The 26,067-nt window shown below is 72.7% G+C and carries 23 protein-coding genes and 1 riboswitch; of the genes, 14 read left to right on the top strand and 9 right to left on the bottom strand.

Annotation, left to right across the window (positions count from 1 at the left end; genetic code table 11):
* Window positions 1-50 precede the first annotated feature (50 nt).
* The 6 genes from DSM26151_RS11245 to nagB all read left to right on the top strand — a co-directional run bounded on the left by DSM26151_RS11245 (window position 51) and on the right by nagB (window position 6,620).
* Window positions 51-1,316, top strand: coding sequence for an extracellular solute-binding protein (locus DSM26151_RS11245; protein ID WP_234659633.1), 1,266 nt, complete (start codon window positions 51-53; stop codon window positions 1,314-1,316).
* Window positions 1,317-1,476: 160 nt separating this feature from the next.
* Window positions 1,477-2,472, top strand: coding sequence for a carbohydrate ABC transporter permease (locus tag DSM26151_RS11240; protein WP_234659632.1), 996 nt, complete (start codon window positions 1,477-1,479; stop codon window positions 2,470-2,472).
* On the top strand, window positions 2,469-3,374 hold the full coding sequence (locus DSM26151_RS11235; protein ID WP_407650968.1) for a carbohydrate ABC transporter permease: 906 nt from the start codon (window positions 2,469-2,471) through the stop codon (window positions 3,372-3,374). The genes DSM26151_RS11240 and DSM26151_RS11235 overlap by 4 nt, the downstream gene beginning before the upstream one ends.
* A complete protein-coding gene (locus tag DSM26151_RS11230) occupies window positions 3,371-4,915 on the top strand; it encodes a glycoside hydrolase family 3 protein (RefSeq protein WP_234659631.1) in 1,545 nt (514 codons plus the stop codon). The genes DSM26151_RS11235 and DSM26151_RS11230 overlap by 4 nt, the downstream gene beginning before the upstream one ends.
* Entirely contained in the window at window positions 4,912-5,850 is a 939-nt protein-coding gene (locus DSM26151_RS11225) for an ROK family protein (protein ID WP_234659630.1), read from the top strand. Before DSM26151_RS11230 ends, DSM26151_RS11225 begins: the two co-directional genes overlap by 4 nt.
* Window positions 5,835-6,620, top strand: a complete 786-nt coding sequence (nagB, locus tag DSM26151_RS11220; RefSeq protein ID WP_234659629.1) for a glucosamine-6-phosphate deaminase — start codon at window positions 5,835-5,837, stop codon at window positions 6,618-6,620. Before DSM26151_RS11225 ends, nagB begins: the two co-directional genes overlap by 16 nt.
* Before the next feature lie 3 nt (window positions 6,621-6,623).
* Here nagB and DSM26151_RS11215 read toward each other — a convergent pair whose 3' ends face one another.
* Window positions 6,624-7,217: a TetR/AcrR family transcriptional regulator gene (locus DSM26151_RS11215; protein ID WP_234659628.1), complete on the bottom strand. Its 594-nt coding sequence runs from the start codon at window positions 7,215-7,217 to the stop codon at window positions 6,624-6,626.
* An 83-nt stretch (window positions 7,218-7,300) separates the two neighbouring features.
* On the opposite strand from DSM26151_RS11215, the gene DSM26151_RS11210 reads away from it, so the two are divergent.
* Both DSM26151_RS11210 and DSM26151_RS11205 read left to right on the top strand, forming a co-directional pair.
* Entirely contained in the window at window positions 7,301-8,521 is a 1,221-nt protein-coding gene (locus DSM26151_RS11210) for an ABC transporter permease (RefSeq protein WP_234659627.1), read from the top strand.
* A gap of 93 nt (window positions 8,522-8,614) precedes the next feature.
* A complete protein-coding gene (locus DSM26151_RS11205; RefSeq protein WP_234659626.1) occupies window positions 8,615-8,980 on the top strand; it encodes a YrdB family protein in 366 nt (121 codons plus the stop codon).
* A gap of 16 nt (window positions 8,981-8,996) precedes the next feature.
* Here DSM26151_RS11205 and purU read toward each other — a convergent pair whose 3' ends face one another.
* Entirely contained in the window at window positions 8,997-9,875 is an 879-nt protein-coding gene (gene purU / locus DSM26151_RS11200) for a formyltetrahydrofolate deformylase (RefSeq protein WP_234659625.1), read from the bottom strand.
* 153 nt (window positions 9,876-10,028) lie between these two features.
* Between purU and DSM26151_RS11195 the strand changes: the two genes are divergently transcribed.
* Window positions 10,029-11,279, top strand: a complete 1,251-nt coding sequence (locus tag DSM26151_RS11195) for an MFS transporter (RefSeq protein ID WP_234659624.1) — start codon at window positions 10,029-10,031, stop codon at window positions 11,277-11,279.
* A gap of 27 nt (window positions 11,280-11,306) precedes the next feature.
* On the opposite strand, the gene DSM26151_RS11190 is transcribed toward DSM26151_RS11195, so the two are convergent.
* The 3 genes from DSM26151_RS11190 to DSM26151_RS11180 form a co-directional block, all read right to left on the bottom strand.
* Window positions 11,307-12,812 (bottom strand): sigma-70 family RNA polymerase sigma factor, encoded by a 1,506-nt coding sequence (locus tag DSM26151_RS11190; protein WP_234659623.1) that lies wholly within the window; start codon window positions 12,810-12,812, stop codon window positions 11,307-11,309.
* A 326-nt stretch (window positions 12,813-13,138) separates the two neighbouring features.
* Entirely contained in the window at window positions 13,139-14,308 is a 1,170-nt protein-coding gene (nagA, locus tag DSM26151_RS11185; RefSeq protein ID WP_234659622.1) for an N-acetylglucosamine-6-phosphate deacetylase, read from the bottom strand.
* Window positions 14,309-14,382: 74 nt separating this feature from the next.
* Window positions 14,383-16,059, bottom strand: a complete 1,677-nt coding sequence (locus DSM26151_RS11180; RefSeq protein WP_234659621.1) for a family 20 glycosylhydrolase — start codon at window positions 16,057-16,059, stop codon at window positions 14,383-14,385.
* A 149-nt stretch (window positions 16,060-16,208) separates the two neighbouring features.
* Window positions 16,209-16,289: riboswitch (ZMP/ZTP riboswitch) on the top strand.
* 67 nt (window positions 16,290-16,356) lie between these two features.
* Here DSM26151_RS11180 and glyA point away from each other — a divergent pair.
* Both glyA and DSM26151_RS11170 read left to right on the top strand, forming a co-directional pair.
* Window positions 16,357-17,631 (top strand): serine hydroxymethyltransferase, encoded by a 1,275-nt coding sequence (glyA, locus tag DSM26151_RS11175; RefSeq protein WP_234659620.1) that lies wholly within the window; start codon window positions 16,357-16,359, stop codon window positions 17,629-17,631.
* A gap of 149 nt (window positions 17,632-17,780) precedes the next feature.
* A complete protein-coding gene (locus DSM26151_RS11170; protein ID WP_234659619.1) occupies window positions 17,781-18,668 on the top strand; it encodes a bifunctional methylenetetrahydrofolate dehydrogenase/methenyltetrahydrofolate cyclohydrolase in 888 nt (295 codons plus the stop codon).
* A 201-nt stretch (window positions 18,669-18,869) separates the two neighbouring features.
* Here DSM26151_RS11170 and DSM26151_RS11165 read toward each other — a convergent pair whose 3' ends face one another.
* Together DSM26151_RS11165 and DSM26151_RS11160 are read right to left on the bottom strand one after the other, a co-directional pair.
* Complete coding sequence (locus tag DSM26151_RS11165) at window positions 18,870-19,664, bottom strand: hypothetical protein (RefSeq protein WP_234659618.1); 795 nt, start codon at window positions 19,662-19,664, stop codon at window positions 18,870-18,872.
* A complete protein-coding gene (locus DSM26151_RS11160; RefSeq protein WP_234659617.1) occupies window positions 19,661-20,326 on the bottom strand; it encodes a hypothetical protein in 666 nt (221 codons plus the stop codon). The genes DSM26151_RS11165 and DSM26151_RS11160 overlap by 4 nt, the downstream gene beginning before the upstream one ends.
* 107 nt (window positions 20,327-20,433) lie before the next feature.
* Here DSM26151_RS11160 and DSM26151_RS11155 point away from each other — a divergent pair, with 107 nt between their 5' ends.
* From DSM26151_RS11155 to DSM26151_RS11145, 3 genes are read left to right on the top strand one after another with little or no spacing between them, the layout of a single operon-like run.
* Window positions 20,434-21,927, top strand: coding sequence for an acylneuraminate cytidylyltransferase (locus DSM26151_RS11155; RefSeq protein WP_234659616.1), 1,494 nt, complete (start codon window positions 20,434-20,436; stop codon window positions 21,925-21,927).
* 26 nt (window positions 21,928-21,953) lie between these two features.
* Window positions 21,954-22,826: an N-acetylneuraminate synthase family protein gene (locus DSM26151_RS11150; RefSeq protein WP_234659615.1), complete on the top strand. Its 873-nt coding sequence runs from the start codon at window positions 21,954-21,956 to the stop codon at window positions 22,824-22,826.
* Complete coding sequence (locus tag DSM26151_RS11145; RefSeq protein ID WP_234659614.1) at window positions 22,823-24,145, top strand: DUF6716 putative glycosyltransferase; 1,323 nt, start codon at window positions 22,823-22,825, stop codon at window positions 24,143-24,145. Before DSM26151_RS11150 ends, DSM26151_RS11145 begins: the two co-directional genes overlap by 4 nt.
* Before the next feature lie 15 nt (window positions 24,146-24,160).
* On the opposite strand, the gene DSM26151_RS11140 is transcribed toward DSM26151_RS11145, so the two are convergent.
* The gene (locus DSM26151_RS11140; RefSeq protein ID WP_234659613.1) at window positions 24,161-24,697 is read right to left on the bottom strand and encodes a gamma carbonic anhydrase family protein; all 537 of its coding nucleotides are present in this window, start codon (window positions 24,695-24,697) and stop codon (window positions 24,161-24,163) included.
* A 9-nt stretch (window positions 24,698-24,706) separates the two neighbouring features.
* Window positions 24,707-26,032 (bottom strand): APC family permease, encoded by a 1,326-nt coding sequence (locus DSM26151_RS11135; RefSeq protein ID WP_234659612.1) that lies wholly within the window; start codon window positions 26,030-26,032, stop codon window positions 24,707-24,709.
* Between the last annotated feature and the right edge of the window lie 35 nt (window positions 26,033-26,067).

The raw sequence follows: 26,067 nt of genomic DNA, 5'->3' as shown, positions 1-26,067 counted from the left end.
GGGTGGCGGCGCCCCTGCTTCCACCTTCTCCCTACGAAAGGAACCCCGCAATGAGGAAACTCGGCATCGCGGCGCTCGGCGCCGTTGCTGCGCTGACCCTCGCCGGTTGCGCCACCAGCGGAGGCGACGCCGCCTCCGACGAGAACGCGGAGATCCGCGTGTGGCTCGTCGGCACCGACACTCCGGACGAGGCTCGCGAGCTGCTGAAGGAGACCTTCGAGGAGCAGCACCCCGGCTCCACCCTGGTCATCGAAGAGCAGGCGTGGGACGGTCTGGTCGACCGCCTCACCACGAGCCTCTCCGGCTCGGACAGCCCCGACGTCGTCGAGGTCGGCAACACCCAGGCCCCGGCGTTCACGTCGGCCGGTGCGTTCCTCGACCTGACCGAGCAGTACGAGGAGCTCGGCGGCGACGACCTGCTGCCCGGCTTCGTCGAGGTCGGCTCGTACGAGGACAAGTTCTACGCGGCCCCCCTGTACTCGGGCTCGTCGCTCGTGTTCTACAAGAAGGACGCGTTCGCCGCGTCGGGCATCGAGATCCCGACCACGCTCGACCAGTACGTCGACCAGGCGATCCAGCTCGCCGACGACAACCCCGGCAAGTCGGGCATCTGGTGGCCCGGCCAGAACTGGTACGCGGCCCTGCCCTACATCTGGGAGAACGGCGGCGAGGTCGCGGTTCCGGACGGCGAAGGCTGGGACGCGCAGCTCTCGAGCGACGAGTCGCTCGCGGGTCTGGCCGAGGTCCAGAAGGTCATGACCGAGGCATCGCTCGCGCCCAAGGACGCGAACGAGTCGAACCCGCAGGTCGGCTTCTGCGACGGCACCTCGCTGCAGCTCGCCGCCCCGAGCTGGGTCAAGTGGTCGATCCTCGCCCCCGAGGACGCCGAGACCCCCGGCTGCCCCGACCAGGAGGAGAACCTCGGCGTCTACGCCCTGCCCGGCAAGGACGGCGGCGCTGCTCAGGTCTTCGCCGGCGGCTCGAACATCGCCGTCTCGGCGAACTCGAAGCACCCGGAGCTCGCGATCGACGCGCTGAAGATCATCCTCTCGGACGAGTACCAGACGATCTACGGCCAGAACGGCCTCGTGCCGGCCAAGCTCTCGCTCGCCGACACCGTCGGCACCGACGAGGTCGCACAGGCGATCTCGGCCGCAGCGGGCAACGCCAAGCTGACCCCGGCTTCGCCGAAGTGGGCCGACGTCGAGGCTGCGGGCATCCTGCAGGACCTCTTCGTCAACATCGCCCAGGGCGGCGACGTGAAGCAGCTCGCCGAGGCAGCCGACCAGCAGATCGAGGACATCCTCAACGGCTAGTCCCTTCCCCTGCGGTGCCGCCGCGCGCACACTGAGAGTGCGGCGGCACCACCCTCCAGGCCCCGGGCCGGCAGCGCCCCACACACGCTGCCGGCCCGGAACCATGAGCGGGCACCGCCCGCGGCATCCGTACCTCGCCGTCAGACGCAGGAGCCCCAGCATGACCACCACCGAATCCGGCCCCTCCCCGGCCGTGAGCGCGGTCGAAGGCGAGCGCATCGTCGCGCCGCAGCCCGATCAGCCGCGCAAGCGGCGATTCAGCCGCCGCGCCGGCGGCCTCACCCCCTACTACCTGCTCATCCCCGCGTCGGTCATGCTCCTGGCGCTCACGGGTTGGCCCGTGCTCCAGCTGCTCATCATGTCGATGCAGGAGTTCGGGCGCGCCCAGGTCTTCGGCGCACCGCCGTCCTGGGTGTGGTTCCAGAACTACGCATCCGTGATGACCGACCCCACCTTCTACGAGGTGCTGATCCGAAGCGTCGTCTTCGCCGCGGTCTGCGTCATCGTCACCATGGTGGTCGGCACGCTCATCTCGCTGCTGCTCCAGCGCCTGCCCAAGGGCTTCCGGCTCCTGTTGACCGTCGGCCTCCTCCTGGCCTGGGCGATGCCGCCCCTGTCGGCGACCGTCGTCTGGGGCTGGATGTTCGACAGCAGCTACGGCGTCATCAACCACGTGCTCGTGAACGCGTTCGGACTCGAGCAGTTCAACCAGCACCCGTGGCTCATCGACCCGCTGAGCTTCTTCTTCGTCGCGGGCCTGATCATCGTCTGGGGTGCGATCCCGTTCGTCGCCTTCACGATCTACGCGGGCCTCACGCAGGTCCCCGAGGAGGCGCTCGAGGCCGCCCAGCTCGACGGCGCCGGCGCGTTCAGCCGCTTCCGCCTGATCACGTTCCCCTACCTCAAGCCGATCTTCCTGATCACGACGATCCTCCAGATCATCTGGGACCTCAAGGTCTTCACGCAGATCTTCGCCCTCCAGGACATCGGCGGCATCCGCGCCCTCACGAACACGCTCGGCGTGTACATCTACCAGGTCTCGATCGCGGGCGGTGACTTCGGAACGGGCGGTGCCATCGCCGTGATCACCGCGCTGATCCTCATGACCGTCTCGCTCTACTACGTCCGCCAGGTCATCAAGGAGGAGGGACTGTGAGCGCCACCACCGCCATCGTCACCCGCGGAGCCACCGGGCGCGCCGCCACGTCGCGTCGTGGAAGCCGCAAGCGGATCTCGACCGCCCTGTGGAGCGTGCTGTCCATCGCGCTCTTCGCCTTCTTCACCTTCCCCGTCTACTGGATGGTGAACACGTCGCTCCAGCCGAACAACGAGATCCGCGGGTCCGACATCCACTTCTGGCCCGACAACTTCACGCTGCGCAACTACGCGACCGTGCTGTTCGATCCGGGTCGCACGCCGTTCGCGCCGGCCGCGGTGAACTCGCTCATCGTGACCCTCACGACCGTCGCGGTCGCCCTGATCTTCGCGTTCCTCGCGGCGATCGCGGTCACGCGCTTCCGGTTCAAGAGCCGCCGCGCCTTCATCATCACGATCCTCGTGATCCAGATGATCCCGGGCGAGGCGATGATGATCTCGATCTTCCGCGTCATCGACGGATGGCACCTGCTGAACACGCTCATCGGACTCACGATCGTGTACGTGGCCACCGTGCTGCCGTTCACGATCTGGACCCTGCGCGGATTCGTCAACGGCGTCCCCGTGGAGCTCGAGGAAGCCGCGATGATCGACGGGTGCTCGCGCTCGGGTGCGTTCTGGCGGGTGACGTTCCCGCTGCTGGCGCCGGGCCTCATCGCGACCGGCGTGTTCGCCTTCATCCAGGCGTGGAACGAGTTCGTGATCGCGCTCGTGCTGAACGCACGGCCCGAGATGATGACGCTGCCGGTCTGGCTGCGCACGTTCCTCGTGGCCAACGGCACGACGAACTGGGCCGCCATCATGGCCGGCTCGACGCTCATGGCCATCCCGGTCATCGTCTTCTTCCTCATCGTGCAGGGCAGGATGACGAGCGGTCTCGTGAGCGGAGCCGTCAAGGGATGAGCACCGAGATCCACGGCGGCGCAGGCCAGGACCTGCGCCGCGACATCCTCACGACCCTGCTTCCCGGGTTCTTCGAGTCCGACGCGCCGGAGTGGGTGCTCGGCATGCTCCGCGAGGGACTCGGCGGCGTGTGCCTGTTCGGCTCGAACATCGTCTCGCCCGCCCAGGTCGCAGCGCTCACGGCCGACCTGCGTGCGGCCAACCCGCTCGCGGTCATCGCGATCGACGAGGAGGGCGGCGACGTCACGCGGCTGTTCTTCGACCGCGGTGCGCCGTTCCCGGGCAACGCGATCCTCGGTCGGATCGACGACCTCGAGCTGACCCGCGAGGTCGGGCGCGCCGTCGGCGAGGCGATCGCCGCGGTCGGCTGCACGATGACCTTCGCACCCGATGCGGACATCAACTCCAACGCGAAGAACCCGGTGATCGGCGTCCGCAGCTTCGGTGCCGAACCCGCGCTCGTGTCGCGGCACACCGCGGCCTGGGTCGAGGGGGTCCAGGCGGCCGGCGTCGACGCCAGCGCGAAGCACTTCCCGGGTCACGGCGACACGGCGACCGACTCGCACCTCGCGCTCCCGGTCGTCGACCTTCCGCTCGCCGACCTGCACGAGCGCGAGCTCGCGCCGTTCCGCGCCGCGATCGCGGCCGGCACGCGGTCGATCATGACCTCGCACATCCTGCTCCCGCAGCTCGACGCGGAGCACCCTGCAACCCTGTCGCCCCGCATTCTGCAAGGCCTGCTCCGCGGGGAGCTGGGGTTCGAGGGCGTCATCGTGTCCGACGCCCTCGACATGGCCGGGGCGAGCGGCGTGCACGGCATCCCCGAGGCTGCCGTGCTCGCCCTCGCCGCCGGCTGCGACCTGCTGTGCATCGGCACGAACAACACCGGCGAGCAGATGGAGGAGGTCGTGCAGACGATCGCCGACGCCGTCGCCGCCGGTCGCCTGCCTGCCGAGCGGGTGGCGGATGCCGCCGCTCGCGTCCGTGCGCTCGCGACGGAGACCGCGCCCGCCGCCGCCGCGGATCTCGCCTCCGGGTTCTCCGTCGCCCTGCCCGACGGGCTCTCGGATCGCGTCGCCGCGTCGTTCCACGTCGCGGACGGCGCCGCCGATCGACTCGCCTCCACCGGGTCGGTCGGCACCATCGTCCGGATCGAGACGGTCGCGAACATCGCGGTCGGCCCGGTTCCGTGGGGCCCGTGCGCCCTCATCGAGGCGCCGGAGTCGGCGCGTCCCGCTCCGTCGTGGCTGACCGGCGCGACGCAGGTCGTCGTCGACGCCTCGTCGCCGTTGCCCGATGCGTCGACGCTTGCCGGGCCGGTGGTGCTCATCGGCAAGGACCTGCACCGGCACGACTTCGCGGTCGACGCGATCGCCCGTCTGCGCGCGGCGCGCGCGGACGTGGTCACGGTCGACATGGGCTGGCCGAGCGAGGATCTCGCCGTCGCCGACATCGCCACCTTCGGCGCCTCCCGCGGCGTCGCCGAGACGTTCGCGCACCTCATCCAGGATGCTGTGGATGCCGCACCGGTGACCTCGTGAGGCTCGGTATCGACATCGGCGGGACCAAGACCGCCGCGGTCGCCGTGCACGCCGACGGCGGCCTCTCAGAGCAGGTGCGCATGCCGACCGGGTTCGGGGCCGAGCAGGTGGTCGCGACCGCGCTCGAGACCGTCGAGCGCATGGCCCGGATCACGGGCGTCGAGACCTCGTCGTTCTCGTCGATCGGCATCGGCATCCCGGGCTCGGTGGACAGCTCGACGGGTCGCGTGACGCACGCGGTCAACCTGGGGCTGGAGGGCCTGGACCTGGGCGCGCGGCTCGCCGACATCCTGGGCGTCGGCGTGCGCGTCGAGAACGACGTGAACGCCGCGGCGCTCGGTGCGCACCACCTGCTCGGAGCCGACGGCGGCGTCCGCCCGCAGGCGATGGCCTACGTGAACTTCGGCACGGGCCTCGCGGCGGGGATCGTGCTCGGCGGCAGCCTGCTGCGCGGGGGGCGCGGGGTCGCGGGCGAGATCGGGCACATCCCGGTCGACCCGGCCGGCGCGCGGTGCGCGTGCGGCCAGCGCGGGTGCCTCGAGACGCTCGCGTCGGGTTCGGCACTGGCCTCGATGTGGCCGAGCGCGAACCCGTACCCCGCGGTCGACCTGTTCGATCGGGCGGATGCGGGCGAGGCCGAGGCGATCGCCGTGCGGGACCGGTTCCTGACGGGCGTCGCGGCATCCGTTCGGCTGCTTTCGCTCACGACCGACATCGACGCTATCGTGATCGGCGGCGGCCTCGCCGGCCTCGGCGATCGCCTGCTCGACGGGACGCGACGCGTGCTCGCCGAGTGGGCGGAGGACTCCGCGTTCCTGGCCTCGCTCGACCTGCCCCGGCGGGTCCAGATCATCCCGCGCGGATTCCCCGCGGCCGCCGTCGGCGCCGCACTGATCGGTGAGGAACTGGAGGCGCCCGCATGGCTGAGGTCGTGATCGTCGGGAGCGAGGACGAGGCCGGCGAGCTCGCCGCCGGTGCGATGCTCGAGCTCATCCGGAGGCGTCCGGACACCGTGCTGGGCCTCGCGACGGGCTCGACGCCGCTCTCCACCTATCGCGCCCTGGCGCGTCGGATCGGCGAGGACGGGCTGGATGTCTCGCGGGTGCGAGGGTTCGCGCTCGACGAGTACGTCGGGCTTCCGGCCGGCCATCCGGAGAGCTACCGGCAGGTGATCACGCGCGAGGTCGTCGAGCCGCTCGGACTCACCCCGTCGCTCGTGCACGTGCCCAACGGCGACCCGGAGACGATCCGGACCGCGGCCGAGGCGTACGACGACGCGATCACGGCCGCCGGCGGCGTCGACCTGCAGATCCTCGGCATCGGCCGGACCGGCCACATCGGGTTCAACGAGCCGGGCTCCTCTCTCGCGTCGCGCACGCGCGTGAAGACGCTCACCGAGCAGACGCGCGCCGACAACGCGCGGTTCTTCGACTCCCCGGACGACGTGCCGATGCACTGCGTCACGCAGGGGATCGGCACGATCCTGCAGGCTCGCCACCTGGTGCTGCTCGCGTTCGGCGAGGGCAAGGCCGACGCGGTGGCCGCAGCGGTCGAGGGGCCGGTGTCGGCTTCGCAGCCCGGCTCGGCGGTGCAGTTGCACCCGCACGCGACGGTGATCGTCGACGAGGGCGCGGCCGCGAAGCTGGAGCACGCGGACTACTACCGGTACGTGTTCGCCAACAAGCCCGCCTGGCAGGGCATCTGAGCCTCAGTGGGCGAGGCCCTCGCCGAGCGCGGCGAGGTACGCCTCCTCGTCGAAGTCGTCGAGGAGCGCGCGCTGGAGGATGAAGCCCGGCGCCGCGCTGAGCACGACAGGGGTGACGCGCTCGGCCCAGGCCGCTGCGTCGCCCTCGACCCGGTCGGGATGCGTGCGCGCCCATTCGGCGAGCTGGGCGCCGATCGCCGTGCGCAGCCGCAGGAAGACGGCACGCACGAGTTCGCGGATCTCGGGGTCGACGGTCGCCTCCGCCCAGAGCTGGGGGAGGACGTCGCTGAACGGCTCCGTGCGGATCCCGCTGATCAGCGTCGCGATGATCTGGCCAGGTGCGAGCGGGCCCTCCCCGCGGCGGCGTGCGTCGAGTTCGTTGCGTCGCGACTCGAGCACTCGTGAGGCCGCTGCCGCGAACAGCTCCTTCTTGCCGTCGGGGAAGTTGCCGTAGATCGCCCCGGCCGAGAGGCCCGACGCTGCGACGAGGTCGGCGATCGAGGTCTTCGCGTACCCGCGCGCGGCGAAGCAGCGGAGGGCGACGTCGAGGATCTCCTCGCGCCGTGCGGTCTTGTACTCCTCGCTCACCTTCGGCATGGTCATCCTTCCGTCGCTTGACGATCCTACGACCCGGGTCCAGTATAAAGAACGAGCATTCGTTTTTTATGAAGGAGCCGCTCATGCCATCCCACACCACCCAGCGGACGCCGATCGGCCGCGCCCTCGGCATCGGCGCCGCCCTCTCGCTCGTCGTCGGCGTCATCCTGCTCGCCTTCGCATGGCCCTCGGTCACCTCCGAGCCAAAGGACCTCCCGGTCGGCATCGTCGGGCCCGATGCATCCGTCTCGCAGGTCGAGGAGCGCATCGCCGACGAGGCCGACGGCGCGGTCGCGCTCGAGCGGTACGACGACCGCGACGCCGCCGTCGCCGCGATCGAACAGCGCGAGGCCTACGGTGCGATCGTCCTCGGTGACGCATCGACCGACGCACCCGAGGTGCTCACGGCGACCGCCGCGAGCCCTGCCGTCGCGCAACTGCTGAACGGCCTCGCCGCGCAGCTCCAGACCGGTATCGACGAGCAGGTCCGGGCTGCGCTCCCGGCGCAGCTGCAGCAGGTCGTGCAGTCCGCCCTGCAGGCGGCGATGCAGGCGGCGGCGTCCGGTCAGCCCGGCGACGCCTCGGCGGCGCCATCCCTCCCCGAGCTCCCGCAGGCCACCGTGACCGTCACCGATGTCGTGCCGCTGGCGGACTCCGACCCGCGCGGAACGGGTCTCGCCGCCGCGATGTTCCCGCTCGTGCTCGGCGGCATGCTCGGCGGCATCGCGATCTCGCTCACGGTGATCGGCGCCATGCGCCGCGTCGTCGCGGTCGCCGCCTACTCGGTCGGAGGCGGGCTCGTGCTCGCGGGCATCCTGCAGGGCTGGTTCGGGGCGCTCCAGGGCGACTACTGGCTGAACGCCTCCGCGATCGCACTCGCGGTCGCGGCGATCGCCGCCCCGATCACGGGCCTCGTCGCGCTCATCGGCCGGGCCGGCATCGCCGTCGGCGCCGTGCTCTTCGTGCTCGTCGGCAACCCGATCTCGGCCGCGACCGTCCCCGTCGAGTTCCTGGCGACGCCGTGGGGTGCGATCGGCCAGTGGATGCCTCCGGGCGCCGCCGGGACGCTCCTACGCGACCTGAGCTACTTCCCCGACGCGCCCATGGCCTTCCCGTGGCTCGTGCTCGCGACGTGGGCAGCGGTCGGGATCCTGCTCTCGCTCGTCGGTCACTTCCGCACCGCCGGCGGCGCCGAGTCCGACGCCGAGGCGGCGCACGCCGACGAGGAGCTCGCTGCGGCCGGGGCGAGCGTCGATGCCGGGTCGGCGACGTCCGATGGACGCGATGCGGCACCGGTCGGCTGACACCGGGATCACCGTCGCACCGTCGCGCCGCGGCATCCGCCTCATGGATGCCGCGGCGTCGGGGCCCGGCCGTCGCGGTTAGGCTTGAACCTCGTGAACGATGCCACCCCCGAACCCACTCCGAAGGTCGGCGCCAACGACCTGCTGCGCTTCCTGCTCGAGATCTTCGCGATCGTGACGCTCGGCATCTTCGGGTTCGCGGCGTTCCCCCTGCCCTTGCCGGGCGTGCTGCTCGGCATCGGGCTGCCGCTCCTGGCGATCCTGCTGTGGGGGCTGTTCCGCTCGCCGAAGGCGGTCTTCCACGTCGACCCGTTCGTCAAGGCGCTCGTCGAGATCGCCGTGTTCTCGACCGCGGCGATCGCGTGGTGGATCATGGGCCAGCCCGTCGTCGCCGTCCTCTTCGCGATCGTCGCCGCCGTGAGCGGCGTGATCAACGGCCGTCGCGAGTTCCGCGACTGACGGGCCGCGCCCGCGCTCAGCGGAAGATGACCGTGCGCTGGCCGTCGAGCAGCACCCGACGCTCGGCGAACCACTTGACGGCCTGCGAGAGCGTGCGGCTCTCCTCGTCCTGTCCGATCGCGACGAGCTCGGCGACCGAGCGCGAGTGATCGACGCGGACCACGTTCTGCTCGATGATCGGCCCCTCGTCGAGGTCGCTCGTGACGAAGTGCGCCGTGGCGCCGATGAGCTTGACCCCGCGCCCGTGCGCCTGCCGGTAGGGGTTCGCCCCCTTGAACCCCGGGAGGAACGAGTGGTGGATGTTGATGCAGCGGCCCGCGAGCGCATCGCACAGCTCGGGGGAGAGGATCTGCATGTACCTCGCGAGGACGACCAGTTCGATGTCGTGCGCATCGACGGCCTCGAGCACGCGGCGCTCGAACTCGGCCTTCGTCTCGGGCGAGGTCACCGGCGCGGACTCGAACGGCACCCCGTAGAAGTCGACGAGGTCGCGCAGCGTTCCGTGGTTGGAGAGCACGAGCGGGATGTCGACCGCGAGCTGACCGGCACGCTGCCGGAACAGCAGGTCGTTGACGCAGTGCCCGGCGGTCGAGGCGAGCACGAGGGTCCGGAGCGGTCGGCCCACCTCGTCGAGGTGCAGTTCCATGCTCCAGCGTTCGATGACCGGGGCGAGGGCCGCCTCGAGCTCGCCGCGATCGGCGGGGGACTCGACCTGCACGCGCATGAAGAACCTGCCCGTATCGTGGCTGGCGAACTGCTGGCTCTCCGTGATGTTGCCGCGGGCTGCGACGATCGCGCCGCTCACGGCGTGGACGATGCCCGGCCCGTCGGTGCAGCTCAGCGTGAGGACCCAGTGATATCGGTGGGGACGGTGCGGCTCGGCGTCCGTGGTCATCCGCTCAGCGTACCGCCCGGCATCCGCTCAGGATGGCACCGGTAGAGTGGGCCACGGTCACCGGGCACCGGTGGCCCCGGGCGCGCACGAGGGCGCGTAGTCGACCCGCTGCAGGCCACGCCGCGCGGGGAACGCCGTCGGATGACCTTCCTCATGCCGATTCCTGCCTCGTCGCGCTCCCGCGCGACCACCGCCGTGCCGTGGCGGGCGCTCGTCGCCCTCGCCTCGGCCGTGTTCCTCTCCATCACGATCGAGATGCTCCCGACCGGGCTGCTGCCCGAGATGAGCCGCGACCTCGGCGTCGGCGCCCCGCTCGTCGGGCTGCTCGTCTCGGTGTTCGCGTTCGCCGTGGTCGTGACCTCGAGCCCCCTGACCGCACTGCTCCGCCGCGTACCGCGTCGCACGCTCATCACCGTCGTGCTCGTCGTGCTCGCCCTCTCGACCGCGGCGTCCGCGGTCGCGCCCGACTACGGCAGCCTCGTCGCGATCCGCGTGGTGGGCGGCATCGCGCACGGCCTGTTCTGGGCGCTCGTGGGCGCCTACCCCGCGCGGCTGGTCGGCCCCGAGCACCTCGGCAGGGCCGTGTCGGTCGTGCTCGGCGGCGGCACCATCGCGCTCATCGCCGGCGTGCCGCTCTCGACGGCGCTCGGCCAGGCGGTCGGCTGGCGGTGGGCGTTCGGCGTCGTCGCGATCGCGACCCTGGCCGGTGCGGCGGTGGTCCGCGCCGTCCTGCCCGCCGACGGTCCGGCACGCACGGTCCCGGCCGGTGCGAGCGAAGCGGATGCCGCGGAGGCATCCGCTCGTACGGCCGCGCCTCCGGATCGCGCGTCGATGCGCGGCGTCCTCGCCGTCTGCCTGGTGACCGCGATCGTGATGATCGGCCAGTACGCGGCGCTCACCTACGTCGCCCCGCTGCTCACCGACGTCGTCGGTGCGTCGCCGGCCGCGGTCGCGCCGCTGCTGTTCGCCTCAGGGCTCGCGGGCGCCGCCGGTCTCATCGTCGCCGGCAGCGCGATCGCGCGCGACAGCGTGCGCGCGCTCGTCGTGGCGATCACGGTGCTCGCCATCGCCCTCGTCGCCATCGCGGCCGAGCCCGGGCTCTGGCCGGGCATCATCGCCTACACGGTGTGGGGCTTCGCGTTCGGGGCGATCCCGCCGCTGCTGCAGACCCGGCTGCTGCAGGCCGCGCCGCCCGATCGCCGGGATGCCGCGAGCGCGCTCTACACGACCGCGTTCAACATCGGCATCGGCGGCGGCGCGCTCGTGGGCGGCCTGCTCTTCGGCGCGTTCGGCGCTGCGTCGGTGCCGGTCGCGTATGCGGCGCTGCTGGTCGTCGCCGCGGTCGTGGTGGTCGCCTCCGCGCGCGCGGCGCGCGGACGGGCGGGTGCGGTCGCGCGGGCGTAGGGGCGCGGCGTCGTGCGGTGCCGCGCGTCAGGCGTAGCGTGCCCCGGCGGTCCACCGGTGGTTTCCGGGCGCGTGCAGCTCGACGACGCGGGTGCCCGACGCGTCGAGCGTGACCGTGAGGAACGGGACGCCGTCGGCGAGCAGTTCGACCTCCGCACCGGGGATCCCGGTGAGGGTGAGGGTGAGGCGCGAGCCGTGCGCCGCCACGACCAGCGCTGGGGCGTCGGCGGGTTCGGGCTCCGGCTCGGGCTCGGGCTCGGGTTCCGGCTCGGGCTCGGGTTCGGGTTCCGGCGTCGGTTCCGGCGTCGGTTCGGGCTCGGGTTCGGGCGTCGGTTCGGGCGCGGGCGCGGGCGCGGGAGCGGGAGCGGGCTCGGCGGGCGCGGAGGGGGCCTCGTGGCGCGGGGAACCCTCGCCGATCGGGACCTGCTCGGGCGACGGATCGGGTCGGGCCGAGGCGAGGGTCTCGGATTCGGTGGCCGGTGCGGGAGCCGCCCGTTCGGCGGCGACCGCGGGCCGGGACTCCGGGGCCGTCGCCGTCAGCCCCGGCAGCAGGAGCGCAGCCGCCGTCGCCGCGACGAGCAGTGCGCCGCCGACGCCGGCGCCGACGAGGACGGCCGGCGAGGCGGCGGCGCTGCTCGTGCCGGCACCGGCCAGGGAGGTCGCGGAACCCGACCCGGCTCCGGCACCCGCCCCGGCGCCCGACCCGGCTCCGGCGCCCGCCCCGGCGCCCGCGGCCAGCGCAACCGGCGCGCCCACCTCCAGCGACGCCGAGTAGGCGGTCGCGGCCGCGGTTCCGGCTGCCAACGGCAGCAGCACGACTGCGAGCCGCGAGCCGACCTCGCGGACCTCGAGGGCGGCCGCCGTGCAGTCGTCGCAGCCGTCGAGGTGCGACTCGAGCCTGGCGGTGTCGCGCCTGCGCAGCCGCCCGCGCTGGAAGGCGGGAAGGCGGTCGAGCGCCCAGCCGCATTCGCGGTCGCGCGGGGACTGTGCGAGGTGCGCGCGGAGCCACTCCTGGCGCAGCCCTTCGCGCGCCCGGTAGGCGAGCGCTGCTGCCGCGTTCGAGGACATGCCGAGCAGCGGAGCGAACTGCGCGGGCGTCATGCGCTCGACCTCCGCGTACCAGAGCACCTCCTGCCAGCGGGCCGGAAGCGCGCGGAAGGCCGCCGCGGTGTCGGATCGGTCGAGTGCCATCAGCCGGGCCGCGTCGTCCGTGGCGGGATCGGCCAGTTCGTCGAGCGTGTCGAGCGGGTGCTCCCGACCCGCGCGGCCCCAGGCCGCCGCGGTGTTGCGGAGCGTCGTGAACAGGTAGGGCCGGAACGCCGCGGTCGGGCCGTTGCCCGCCCGGATCGCCTCGTAGACGCGGGTGAACGCCTCGGCGACGAGGTCGTCGGCGTCGAAGCTCGAGTGCGATCGCGCGACCGTGCGAGCGGATGCCTCGTGCCGCCGCCACAGCTCGGCGTAGGCCTCGCGGTCGCCCCGTCGGGTCGCGGCGAGCAGGTCGGAGTCCGCTGGGCGGGTGGGTGGGGATCCCACGTCGTGCTCCTCACTGTGCGCTCTCGGGCGCCGGTTCGCGCGCCTTCGGGGAGAGGTGGCGCGGTGGGGGATGGGTCGAGACCATTCAACCCGGTCGAGGGTCCCTCGCCCAGTTCGAGGAAATCCGACGCGGAAGTCGCGTCATGATCCGCCCGGGTCCGCATCTCTCAGGTGGGCGACCGTGATCGACGAAGGGGGTCGAGTGGGCGCCCCGGCGGCCCGGATCGCGAGCGGCCGAGCCGGTTCGCGCGGGGGTCGTCGCGGACCGATGGAACGGGCAGGGCGGGCAGACGAAGGGGAACAGGTCTCCCGCCCGCCCGTGGGGGTCATGCGAGGCGGGTGCCCGCCCCCCAGACCGCCGTCACCGCGAGGTCGTCGTCCAGCAGGACCGCGTCGGCCGCGTAGCCGGGCTCAAGCCGGCCGAGGTCGCTCGCACGACCGATCGCCGCTGCCGGGGTCACGGTGAGCGCCTCGATCGCGGCGTGGAGCGGGATGCCGCTGTCGAGCACGGCACGGCGCAGCGCGCGGTCCTGGGTGAGGGTCGACCCGGCAATGGATCCGGTGTCGGCCAGTCGGGCGACGCCGTCGCGCACATGGACGGTGAGCGCGCCGAGGATGTAGTCGCCGTCGGAGGCGCCGGCGGCGGCCATCGCGTCGGTGACGAGCGCGACGCGCCCCGGTGCGCCCGAGAAGGCGAGCCTCACCACGTCCGGATGCACGTGCACGCCGTCGTTCACGATCTCGAGCGTCACGTGATCGGCGTGCATTGCGGCCACCACGGGGCCGGGCGCGCGGTGGTGGATGCCGCGCATCCCGTTGAACGCGTGGGTGAGGATGCTCGCTCCGGCGTCGAATGCCCGAAGGGCGGTCTCGTAGTCGGCGCCCGTGTGCCCGACGGCGACGGCGACCCCGGCGTCGATGAAGCGTGCGATCGCGTCGGCGGCGCCATCGTGCTCGGGTGCGATCGTGATCTGGCGCAGCGTGCCGTCGGCGGCGTCGAGGAGGCGGTCGACCGCGGCGCGGTCGGCCTGGCGGAGCAGCCCCGGGTCGTGCGCGCCCCGGAACTCGTGGTCGAGGAAGGGTCCCTCGAGGTGGGCTCCGAGGACCAGCGGGTCGGCTGACGCGATCCGCGCGATGGTGGCGACGCGCTCGGCGAGCGCGTCGACGGGGGCCGTGACGAGCGAGAGGACGGTGCGGGTCGTGCCGTGGGCGCGATGCACCGCGAGGCCGCGTGCGATGGCGTCGTCGCCGGCGTCGAAGGCGCCGCCGCCCGCGCCGTGGCAGTGGATGTCGATGAATCCGGGGGCGAGCCAGCGGCCGGCGGCATCCGTCACCTCGACGTCGTCGCCGCGTTCGAGTCCGGGCGTCTCACGCCAGGATTCGCCGAGGCCGCGTGCGGCGATGCGGTCGCCCTCGAAGCGGACCCAGGCGTCCGAGACGGTGTCGGCTCCCGAGACGAGGCGGGCCGAATGGATGACGGTGGTGGCTTCGGTCACCCGGCCAACGATACGCGGCGCGCGCATCCAAGACCGTCCGTCGGCCGGTCGTCGCGTCGGCCGCGAGAAGCCCCTCATCCGACCCATGGCACCCCGCCCACCGGGTGGTAGGCGGTGCCGGTCTCGTCCCAGCGCTGCCCGAGCAGCGCGACGCGATCGAAGAACCCGTCGTGATCGCGTTCGCCGCCGGCGGGCCGCGGAGACCAGGCGATCTCGGCGATCGCGACGATGCGGGGGAACGCCATGAACTCGACCTCGTCGATGTCCCGCAGGGTCTCGGTCCAGAGCGGCGCCTCGATGCCGAGGATCGCCGCCTCGTCGACTCCGGGGAGGATCTCGGTCGGCTCCCACGAGTAGGCCTCGTCGAGCGTCGTGGCGCCCTTCGCCCACTCGAGGCCGACGCGTCGGCCCTGAGGCGATGGCGGGTCGTCGACGTACTTCATGTCGAGGTAGGCCACGTCGGCGGGCGAGAGCACGAGCCTCCCGCCCTGGTCGACGATCGAGTGCGCGAGTTCCTCGGGTTCGGCCTCGGGTTCGACGAAGTTCCAGTACTGGCCGATCGTTCCCTCGGGCAGGTCGCCCGAGGCGCCGAGCTCGTGCCATCCCATGACCGTCTTGCCCGTCGCGGCCGCGGTGGCGGTGATCCGGCCGACGAGGTCGAGGTAGTCCTCCTCGCTCGTCGCATGCGACTCGTCGCCGCCGACGTGCAGCCAGGGGCCGGGTGTCAGCGCGGCGACCTGCGTGAGGACGTCGGCGAGGAACCGGTTCGTCGCCTCGGCCTCCTCGGGCGCCGCGCTGAGGGAGGAGAACCCGACCTCGAACCCCTCGTACGGGGGCGGCGCGACGCCGCCGGGGTTGAGCTCGGGGTACGCGCTGAGTGCCGCGTTGGTGTGCCCGGGCAGGTCGATCTCGGGCACGATCGTGATGTGCCGCGCAGCGGCGTACGCCACGATCCGGCGGTAGTCCTCGGCGCTGTACGACCCGCCGCCGTCGCCGCCGACCGAGGTCGACGCCCCGATGCCGGTGAGCTCGGGCCATCCGTCGATCGCGATGCGCCAGCCCTGGTCGTCGGTGAGGTGCAGGTGGAGCACGTTGACCTTCAGCAGGGCGAGGGCGTCGAGGTAGCGCTCGACGCCCTCGACGGGGAAGAAGTGGCGGGCGACGTCGAGCATCGCACCGCGGTACGCGAATCGCGGTCGATCGGCGACGGACGCGGCGGGCACGGTCCATCCGCCGTCGGGCGCGTCCGCGCCGGGGCGTTCGATCGCCGCGGGCAGCAACTGGCGAAGGGACTGGGTGCCGAGGAAGGCGCCGGCCGCCGACCGTGCGGTGAGCTCGACGCCGTCGGCGCCGGTCTCGAGCGCGTAGGCCTCGTCGCGGCCCGTCCCGGCCGCGGGGGCCGGCTCGGGCACCGGGGCGGATGCCTCGGGGTCGACGGTGATCGCGATGTCGTCGGCGTCGGCAGCAGCGACCGTGCCGTCGGTGCTCGCGTCGACGACCGGGACGGGGTGGCCCGTGGCCTCGCGCAGCAGGTCGGCGAGCAGGTCGGGAGCGGTGCCCGCGTCGCCGTCGACGATGATGCGGGTGCCCTCAGTGAGCTCGTAGGGGCCGGCGTCGGCCCACGTGAGTGCGGCCGGTGCGGGGGTGACGGCGCGGGCGCCTCCCGGCGGTGACTCGGCGCCGGGCGCGCAGCCCGCGAGCGGAAGGGTGACGGCGGCGACGCAGAGGATCGCGACGATGCGACGGTGCATGGGCTCGGTGGCTCCTCGTCCGGGAATTTGGAAGGACTCTGAACAAACTCGCGAGGTCAATCCTCCCATGCCCGGCCGTTCGGGCCGACGCGCGGTGGGCTCCCGCGGCAGGTCGCGCCACGCGGGCGCCGCGGCATCCGTTGCTATGCTGGCCGGGTCGCGACTGGCGTTGAGATGGTCACCATCGGGGAGCGACTGGCACGGATCGACCGCACGCCTGGGTCGCCCGCCGGCTTCGGCGTTGTCGCGTCAGGCTGCACCCCAAATCCAATGTTCCGTGTCCAGAAGGAGCCAGTCTTGGCCGAGTCCGTCTTCAACCAGCCCCTCGCCGAGGTCGATCCCGAGATCGCCGAGGTCCTCGAGCAGGAGCTGAACCGGCAGCGCGCGACGCTCGAGATGATCGCGAGCGAGAACTTCGTGCCCGTCTCGGTCCTGCAGTCGCAGGGTTCGGTGCTCACGAACAAGTACGCCGAGGGCTACCCGGGCCGCCGCTACTACGGCGGCTGCGAGTTCGTCGACGTCGCCGAGAACCTCGCCATCGCTCGCGCGAAGAGCCTGTTCGGCGCCGAGTACGCCAACGTGCAGCCCCACTCGGGCGCGACCGCGAACGCGGCCGTGCTCTCGGCGATCGCCACGCCCGGCGACACGATCCTCGGCCTCGAGCTCGCCCACGGCGGCCACCTCACGCACGGCATGCGGCTGAACTTCTCCGGCAAGCTCTACAACGCCGTCGCCTACGGCGTCGACCCCGAGACCTTCCAGGTCGACATGAACGTGGTCCGCGACAAGGCGCTCGAGCACAAGCCGCAGGTCATCATCGCCGGCTGGTCGGCCTACCCGCGCCAGCTCGACTTCGCCGCCTTCCGCGAGATCGCCGACGAGGTCGGCGCGAAGCTCTGGGTCGACATGGCGCACTTCGCCGGCCTCGTCGCCGCGGGCCTGCACCCGAACCCCGTGCCGCACGCCGACGTCGTCTCCTCGACCGTGCACAAGACGATCGGCGGCCCGCGCTCGGGCTTCATCCTCTCGCGCGACATGGAGCTGGCCAAGAAGCTCAACTCGAACGTGTTCCCCGGCCAGCAGGGCGGCCCGCTCATGCACGTGATCGCCGCGAAGGCGACCGCGTTCAAGATCGCCGCCTCCGAGGAGTTCCGCGACCGCCAGGAGCGCACGCTGAGCGGTGCGCGCATCCTGGCGTCGCGCCTCGTCGCCGACGACTCGCGCGCGGCCGGCGTCGACGTGCTCACGGGCGGCACCGACGTGCACCTCGTGCTCGCCGACCTCCGCACCTCCGAGCTCGACGGCCAGCAGGCAGAAGACCGCCTGCACGAGGTCGGCATCACCGTGAACCGCAACGCGGTGCCGTTCGACCCGCGCCCGCCGATGGTCACCTCGGGCCTGCGCATCGGCACGCCCGCGCTCGCGACGCGCGGCTTCGGCGACGCCGAGTTCACCGAGGTGGCCGACGTCATCGCGCTCGCGCTGCAGGCGAACCCGGATGTCGCGGCGCTCCGCTCGCGCGTCGAAGCCCTCACCGCCGCGTTCCCGCTCTACCCCGGCCTGCAGCAGTAGCTGCCCGCACTCCCACCCCATCACGCCCCCGCCACCCACCCCCGTTCGCGCGATTCAGGACGATCGGCGCGACACGCCGGTCCGGAGACATCCGGTACCGGCGTGTCGGCCGGTTCATCCTGAATGACAAGGATTCGAAGGATGCAAGGATGACCGCCATCACCCTCGACGGCGTCGCCACCGCGGCGGCCGTCAAGTCGGAACTCGCGTCGCGCATCACCGACCTGCGCGCGAACGGCGTCGTGCCGGGCCTCGGCACGCTGCTCGTCGGAGACGACCCCGCGTCGCGCTCGTACGTCGCCGGCAAGCACCGCGACTGCGCCGAGGTCGGCATCGAGTCGATCCGCGTCGACCTGCCCGCCTCGGCGACCACCGCCGATGTGCGCGCCGCGATCCGCGACCTGAACACGGCTCGCGAGGTCACCGGGTACATCGTGCAGCTGCCCCTGCCCACCGGGCACGACGAGAACGCCATGCTCGAGCTCATCGACCCCGACAAGGACGCCGACGGGCTGCACCCCACCAACCTCGGTCGACTCGTGCTGGGCATCGAGGGCGAGCTCTCCTCGCCGCTGCCGTGCACCCCCGCGGGCATCGTCGAGATGCTGCAGCGCTACCAGGTGCCGATCCGCGGCAAGCACGTCGCGGTCATCGGCCGCGGACTCACCGTCGGCCGGCCGCTCGGCCTGCTGTTCACGCGGAAGGGCCTCGACGCGACCGTCACGCTCACGCACTCGCGCACGGTCGACGTCGCCGAGGAGGTGCGTCGCGCCGACATCGTGGTCGCCGCCGTCGGCGTGCCGCACATGGTCAAGCCCGAGTGGATCAAGCCCGGCGCCGCCGTGCTCGACGTGGGCATCACGCGCGTCGCCGACGAGGAGACGGGCAAGGGCAGGCTCACGGGCGACGTGGACCCGGCCGTCGCCGAGGTCGCCGGGCACCTCTCCCCGAACCCGGGCGGCGTGGGCCCGATGACGCGGGCGATGCTGCTCGCGAACGTCGTGAAGGCCGCGGAGATCAAGCTGCACGGTCGCTGAGCGTCTCTGACAGTCCCGTCGGTTCAGCAGCCGGGCCGCCCGTCGGGGCCGTCGTCGGGAGCGATTCAGGATGTTTCCGGCGACACGCCGCTCTGCGGCATCGGTTCGCTCGGGGTGTCGGTCAGATCTCCTGAGCGGCGGGGTGGCGCGTGTCCGCGGGTCGAGGTGCGGAGCGTCTCGGGACCCTGAGGGTGGGTGGCTTCAGCAGCCGGGTCCTGGGTGGGTGGTGCATGGGCCGGTGACGAGGACGGTGTCGAGTTCGCCGACGAGGATGCGGGTGGGGGTTCCGGGGATGGTGAGGGTGCCGTCGATCCAGCGCCAGGTGGATCCGGTGTAGCGGTATTCGGCGATGTAGGTGATGTCGAGTCGGGCGGTGTGTTCGCCGGGGGTGGTGTAGATGTGGCTGGTTGGGGTGGTGGTGAACTCGGGTTGGTCGAGGTGTTCCCAGGTCGTGCCGGGGTCGGTGGTGGTGTGGGTGGTGCCGTCGGAGTAGGTGCGGTGGTAGCCGACGGGGTGGAAGCGGACGTGTACGGGTCGGTCGAAGAGGGTGCCTGGCCTGGTCTGGGTGGTGGTGTGGGCGAGGGCGTTGGCTGGGAGGTTCAGGATGGCCCAGCCGTCGGGTTCGGCGCGGTGCTGGCCGGGTTCGGGGTGGAAGGCGGCGATGTCCTGGAGGGTGAGGGCGGGTTCGCCGGGTGGTGGGGGTTCGGGTTCTGCTCCGGTGAATCGGCAGGGAGTGGGGTTCTCGGGGTTGCAGATGTCGCGTGGGGGTGCGGTGGGGCGTCGGGGTGGTTCGGTGGTGTGGGTGATGGTGTCGGGGGTGAAGCCGTCGGCGGGGTTCGTGTTCGTCCCCGGACGGGTGGCTTCCGCGATGATTTGAGCGGTGCTCTCGCCGATGTGCGCGGACAGCGTGCCGCCGAACACAGTGTCCTGGTCACCCGGATTCGTGGTGCCGATCGACAACGCGGCGATCAGGAGTGCCGTTGCGACGGACTTCACTGGCAGTTCGACTCGTCTTGCACGCGCCTTGCGCTACTGACGATGAGCGTGGCTGAGTCGCGTTCAACGGACGTGAGTACGACGTTCGTCGCCTGGATGAGATCGCGGTCCGCCGGCGTGGCATCCGAACCGTCGGGGCGAAGGAGGCGTGTTCCGGAGACGTCGCGACAGAACGTGACGGTGACGGTCGCGACACGATTCCGTTCCTCGTGCGAGTCCAGAACTGGCGCGAAGTGGATGGCGTCACCTGACATCCTCAGCCCGGAATCTCGGAGCGCCGCGAATTCCTCTTGAACTACCTCGTCGAATTCAGGGCTCACCAGCCGGGCAATGCCGCCCGAACCCTCTCCGCCGGCGTTCGCCACGCGATTGGATGCCGCGCTGTACGCCTCGTACGCTTCCACCGCCGCCGCGAGCGCCTCCTCGTCCGACGCGAAGATCGGCTCGGCGGTCGGCTCGGCGGTCGACCCGTCGGCCGTCTCGGCGGGCGGCGCGCTGCGCGGTTCGCCACCCGGCTCGTCCGCGACCGCGCACGCGGTCGTGCCGATGAGCAGAGCGCACGCGAGGGCGGCGAGGGCGGCGCGCTGCGGCATCCGCCCGGGTCTGCTGGTGGGGGCGGATGACGCGGGCATGCGCTCAAACGTAGATGACCGGGCGCGCACCCGAGGCGCGTCATCCACAGGGAGTGCGCGGCATCGGCCGCGCGAGCGTCGCCGGGAGTTCACCCGGCGTGCACCGTGCGGACGGATGCCGCGAATACGTTCGCGACATGAGCAGCAGCGAGCTCACCGAGGCCACCGCCGCCGACGCGACGACGAGACCCGCCCAGGACGGCGCCGGCGCGCACGGGGAACGCGCCGCGCGCGCACCGGGCGAGGGCGTCGCGCTCGGCGGCGGTCGGGTCGCGCGTGCGGCCGTCGCGATCGCGATCATCCCGGCCAGGGGCGGGTCGCAGGGCCTGCCGGGCAAGAACCTGGCCCGGGTCGGCGGCGCACCGCTCGTCGCACGGGCGGTGCACGCCGCGCGTGCCGCCGAGCGGATCGGCCGCGTCGTCGTCACGACCGACGATGCCGAGATCGCCGAGGTCGCGCGCAGGGCCGGCGCGGAGATCGTCGATCGTCCGGCGGAACTGTCCGGGGCGACGGCCTCGAGCGAATCCGCGGTCCTGCACGCGCTGGGGGAGTCGGGGTTCGATGCCGCCAGCGGGCCGGCCGTTACCGTCTTCATCCAGGCGACGTCGCCGTTCATCGACCCCGCGGACCTCGACGCCGCGGTCCTGCGCGTCGAGCAGGGAGAGCGCGACGTCGTGTTCGCCGCGACGCCGACGCACGGCTTCCTCTGGCGTGAGCGAGCGGATGACGCGGACGGGGCGAGCGCGACCGGGGTCAACCACGACCCGACCGACCGTCCGCGCAGGCAGGACCGCGAGCCCGAGTACCTCGAGACGGGCGCCTTCTACGCCCTGCGCACCGACGGGTTCCTGCTCGCGAGGCACCGCTTCTTCGGGCGCATCGGCATCCAGCGCGTGCACCCCGACACGGCCGTCGAGATCGACGACGCGGCCGACCTCGCGCGCGCCCGCGCGCTCGCCCCGCGCGTCGACCGACGCCTGGCGGGAACGGTCGCCGCCATGCTCGCCCGACGCTCCGGCGCGGCCTGGGTCGCCGACCCGCGGCATCCATTCATCGACGTCGACGCGGTCGCGACCGACTTCGACGGCGTGCACACCGACGACACGGCCACGGTCGACGAGCTCGGCCGGGAGTCGGTGCGCGTCAGTCGCGCCGACGGTGCCGGGATCGCGCGGCTGCGCGACGCCGGCGTGCCCGTGCTCATCCTCAGCGCGGAGGCGAACCCGGTCGTGTCGCGTCGCGCGGAGAAGCTCGGGGTGGACTGCCTGCAGGGCGTCGACGACAAGGGTGCGGCGCTGCGCGAGTGGGCGGCGGCGCGCGGCATCCGTCTCGATCGCGTCGCGTACGTCGGCAACGACCGGGGCGACATCCCCGCCCTCGACCTCGCGGGCTGGCCGATCGCGGTGCCCGATGCGGCGCCCGACGCGCTCGAGCGGGCGCGACACGTGCTCGAACGGCACGGCGGGCACGGTGCCGTGCGCGAACTGGCCGACCTCGTGCTCGCCGCGCGAGCGGCGACGAACGCCGCAGCGGGCGGGGCGCCGCGCGAGGGCGAATCGCGCGAACTCGACCCCGCCCACCCCACGCGCGAGCAGCGCGGGGCGATCGCCGCGGCATCCGTCACGACCTGACCCACCACCTTCGAAAGCGAGCCACCATGTCCGTGCGCATCGGCCACGCCGCCATCGGCGACTACGAGCCCGTCTACGTCATCGCCGAGATCGGCCTGAACCACAACGGCGACGTCGAGATCGCCAAGCGCCTCATCGAGGTCGCGGCGCGCGCCGGCGTGCAGGCCGTGAAGTTCCAGAAGCGCACGCCCGACATCTCGACGCCCGAGCACATGAAGCTCACCCCGCGCGAGACGCCGTGGGGCACGATGACCTACCTCGAGTACCGTCACCGCGTCGAGTTCGGCCGCGACGAGTACGCCGAGGTCGCCCGGCACGCGGCGCTGCACGGGCTCGACTGGTTCGCGTCGCCGTGGGACGCGCCGGCCGTCGCCGACCTCGAGTCGTACGGCGCCGTCGCCCACAAGATCGCCTCGGCGTCGGTCACCGACCTGGAACTCCTCGAGGCGGTCCGCGAGACCGGCAAGCCCGTCATCCTCTCGACCGGCATGTCGACCATGGACGAGATCGACCGCGCCGTGACCGTGCTCGGCACCGAGCGGCTCGTGATCCTGCACGCCACGTCGAGCTACCCGATGCCGCCCGACGAGGCGAACCTGCTCATGGTCCCCGCGCTCAAGCGGCGCTTCCCGGGCGTACCGGTCGGCTACTCCGGCCACGAGCGCGGCCTGCAGATCTCGCTCGCCGCCGTCGCGCTCGGCGCGGTCGCCGTCGAACGGCACATCACGCTCGACCGCACCATGTGGGGCTCCGACCACTCGGCCTCGCTCGAGCCGCAGGGGCTCGACCACCTCGTGCGCGACATCCGGATCATCACCGATGCGCTCGGCGACGGCGTCAAGCGCGTCTACCCCGGCGAGGAGGCGCCGAGGGCCAAGCTCCGGCGGGTGCTCGCGTGAGCGCAGCGGCCGAGCCGCATGCGAACCGAGCGGATGCCGCTGGCCGGCGCCTGCTCGTCGTGGGCGACTCCGACTCGTACGTGAAATGGGGCGCGGCGCTCGCCGCGACCCTGCCGGCGCCGTGGCGCGTGCGCGTGGTGCTGATCGCCTCGCCCGTGCAACCGAGCGCCCGGCAGCTCGGCCACGCCCTGGTCGGCACGGGGATCGACCCGGGTGAGGTTCGCGTGGTCGCACTCGACGGGCCCGGCGGGCTCGACGGGGAGCTCGACGCGTTCGACCCGCACGCGGTGCTGCTCGCCCTGCGCGGACCCTTCGTCCGGGTCGTCGCGCCGCGACTGCTGCGCCGGCGCGACCGGCCGGCGATCCTCACCGGGTTCCCCGGGCTGACGATCCCCGCCGTGCCGAAGGCGGTGGTCTACCGGGAGCAGAGCGACCTCATCGTGCTGCACAGCCACCGCGAGGTGCGCGAGTTCGCCGCGAACGCGGCGGCGCTCGGCACCCATCCTCGCTTCGGGCTGGCGACGCTGCCGTTCCTCGCGGCCACGGCCGGGCCCGCGCCCGGTGGAGCCGACGGCGACATCGTGTTCGCGGCGCAGGCCAAGGTGCCGGCGTCGCGCGAGGACCGGCTCAGGGTCCTCGTCGCGCTCGCCGAACTCGCCCGCCGCCGCCCGGGGGTGCGCGTCGTCGTCAAGGTCCGTGCCCGCAGCGGCGAGGCGCAGACCCACGCCGAAGCACACGACTACGCCGGCCTCATGGCCGACCTCGACAGGCCGCCGCCGAACCTGATCGTCGAGGACGGCCCGATGGCCGACCACCTCGCACGTGCCGCGGCGCTCGTCACCGTCGGCTCGACCGCCGCCCTCGAGGCGATCGCGCGTGGCATCCCGGTGCTGCTCCTCGACGACTTCGGCGTCTCGCCCGCGATGATCAACACTGTGTTCGAGCGCGCCGGGCTCTTCGGGTCCACCGAGGCGCTCGTCGACGGGCGGTTCCGGATCGCCGATCCGGACTGGCTCGCCGACAACTACTTCCACGGTGCCGACGCGGACGACTGGGCGGCGCGGCTCGAGTCGCTCGTCGCGGCCCGTGAGATCGCTCCGCTGCCGCCGATCGAACGCAGGCACGACCTCGCCGGCGGCGCGCTCCGGGCGGCGTTCGAACGGCGCCGCATGCTCGGCACCCACGATCGCACCCTCTCGGGCCGCGTCGCCTGGGGGGTCGGCGTGCCCGCGCGGGCCGTGGTCCGTCGCGGTCGCAGGCTGACCAGGCGGATCCGGGCGTGGACCGCGGGCGCGTCCGCCGCCGTGATCGGCGACTGACGCACGGGCCGCACGTCAGTCCACGGGCGCGGTGTGGCGTTCGACGTGCGCCAGGTAGGCCTGCGCGTTGCGGCGGATGCCGGCCTGCTCGTCGGCCGAGAGCTCGCGACGCACCTTCGCCGGCACACCGGCGACGAGCGAACCCGGCGGCACGATCGTGCCCTCGAGCACGACCGCTCCCGCCGCGACCAGCGAGCCGCGACCGATGACCGCGCCGTTGAGGATCGTCGCGCCCATTCCGATCAGGCAGTCGTCTTCGACCGTGCAGCCGTGCAGCACCGCCCGATGGCCGACGGACACGCCGGCCCCCACCGTCACCGGGAACCCCGCGTCGACGTGGCAGACGACGCCGTCCTGCAGGTTCGAGCCCTCGCCGAGCGAGATCGGCTCGGCTTCGGCGCGCAGCACCGCGTTGTACCAGACGCTGGAACCCGCGGCCAGTCGGACCTCGCCCACCACGACCGCGCCGAGGGCGACGAACGCGGTCGGGTCGAGCTCGGGCGCCGGGGTCCCGGCGATCGTGAGGATGCGGGCGGACGGATCGGCGCTCATGCGGCAAGCCTATGCCGCGTCGCGCGTGTCGTCCCCTGCGCGCGTCGCGCGTGCCAGGCGGATGCCGCGAACCGCGGCGCCCACGACGAAGACGGCGACGCCGGCCGCGATCGACAGGGGCGGGAGCGTGACGACGAGGACCACGCAGCCGATCGCGCCGAGCCAGGACAGCCAGCGGGGCACGATCCGTTCCGTCGCGGGCTGGGTCAGCGCCGACGCGTTCGCGACGAGGTAGTACAGCAGGACCCCGAACGACGAGAAGCCGATCGCGCCGCGCAGGTCGGCGGCGAGCACCAGCACGACGACGGCGATGCCCGTCGCGATCTCGGCCACGTGCGGCACGCCGAAACGGGGATGCACGGCGGTGAGCCGACGGGGCAGTTCGCCGTCGCGCGCCATCGCCAGCCCGGTGCGGCCGATGCCCGCGATGAGGGCGAGCAGCGAGCCGAGCGCGGCCACCCCGGCAGCCACCCGGACGACCGGCTCGGCCTGCACCCAGCCGGCGGCGGCGACGACGTCGACGAGCGGGGCGGATGACTCGACGAGCCCGTTCGCCCCGAGCGCGCCCAGCGCGGCGGCGCCGACCGCCGCGTACACCGTCACCACGACGGCGAACGCGATGCCGATCGCGCGGGGGATCGTGCGGGCAGGGTCGCGGACCTCCTCGCCGAGCGTCGCGATGCGGGCGTAGCCGGCGAACGCGAAGAACAGCAGCGCCGCAGCCTGGAGCACCCCGTAGGCACCGGCGACCGGAGGAACCGGGCCGTCGGCGGCGGTCAGGCCGTCGACGGATGCCGCGCCGCCCCACCCGTCCGCCGCGATCACCGCGACGCCGGCCGCGACCACCACGACGAGGACGGCGACCACGGCGCTCACGATGATCGAGGCGACCCCCGCGGTCCGCGTCACGCCGAGCAGGTTCACCGCGACGAGCACGACCACCGCGATGATCGCGACGGGCTTCTGCCAGGTCCCCGGAACGAGGTAGGCGGCGGCCGTGAGCGCCATCGCCGCGCAGCTCGCGGTCTTGCCGATCACGAATCCCCACCCCGCGAGGAACCCGGGCCAGGCGCCGAGACGCTCGCGGCCGTACCGGTAGGCGCCGCCGGACTCGGGATACCTGACGGCGAGCTGCGCGGTCGACCCGGCGTTCGCGAACGCGATGACGGCGGCGATCGCGAGCCCGGCGAGGAGCCAGTCGCCCGCGGCGCCCGCCGCGGGAGCCCACACGGCGAACACGCCGGCGCCGATCATCGCGGCCAGGCCGATCGCGACCGCGTCGCGCACGCCGAGGCGCCGCGTGAGACGGCCGTGCGGGGAGGGCGTTGCAGTCACGATCGCACGATACGGTACGACGGTGAACGGCAGGG

It is taken from the genome of Agromyces marinus (assembly GCF_021442325.1).
In the GTDB taxonomy this organism is placed as follows: Bacteria; Actinomycetota; Actinomycetes; order Actinomycetales; family Microbacteriaceae; genus Agromyces; species Agromyces marinus.
This window is presented reverse-complemented; position numbering and strand designations above follow the sequence as displayed.

Excerpts from the sequence above, each read along its gene's own strand:
- DSM26151_RS11245 (WP_234659633.1), top strand. The coding sequence starts at position 51 with ATGAGGAAACTCGGCATCGCGGCGCTCGGCGCCGTTGCTGCGCTGACC.
- DSM26151_RS11240 (WP_234659632.1), top strand. The coding sequence starts at position 1,477 with ATGACCACCACCGAATCCGGCCCCTCCCCGGCCGTGAGCGCGGTCGAA.
- DSM26151_RS11230 (WP_234659631.1), top strand. The coding sequence starts at position 3,371 with ATGAGCACCGAGATCCACGGCGGCGCAGGCCAGGACCTGCGCCGCGAC.
- nagB (WP_234659629.1), top strand. The coding sequence starts at position 5,835 with ATGGCTGAGGTCGTGATCGTCGGGAGCGAGGACGAGGCCGGCGAGCTC.
- DSM26151_RS11215 (WP_234659628.1), bottom strand. The coding sequence starts at position 7,217 with ATGCCGAAGGTGAGCGAGGAGTACAAGACCGCACGGCGCGAGGAGATC.
- DSM26151_RS11210 (WP_234659627.1), top strand. The coding sequence starts at position 7,301 with ATGCCATCCCACACCACCCAGCGGACGCCGATCGGCCGCGCCCTCGGC.
- purU (WP_234659625.1), bottom strand. The coding sequence starts at position 9,875 with ATGACCACGGACGCCGAGCCGCACCGTCCCCACCGATATCACTGGGTC.
- DSM26151_RS11195 (WP_234659624.1), top strand. The coding sequence starts at position 10,029 with ATGCCGATTCCTGCCTCGTCGCGCTCCCGCGCGACCACCGCCGTGCCG.
- DSM26151_RS11180 (WP_234659621.1), bottom strand. The coding sequence starts at position 16,059 with ATGCACCGTCGCATCGTCGCGATCCTCTGCGTCGCCGCCGTCACCCTT.
- DSM26151_RS11170 (WP_234659619.1), top strand. The coding sequence starts at position 17,781 with ATGACCGCCATCACCCTCGACGGCGTCGCCACCGCGGCGGCCGTCAAG.
- DSM26151_RS11155 (WP_234659616.1), top strand. The coding sequence starts at position 20,434 with ATGAGCAGCAGCGAGCTCACCGAGGCCACCGCCGCCGACGCGACGACG.
- DSM26151_RS11150 (WP_234659615.1), top strand. The coding sequence starts at position 21,954 with ATGTCCGTGCGCATCGGCCACGCCGCCATCGGCGACTACGAGCCCGTC.
- DSM26151_RS11140 (WP_234659613.1), bottom strand. The coding sequence starts at position 24,697 with ATGAGCGCCGATCCGTCCGCCCGCATCCTCACGATCGCCGGGACCCCG.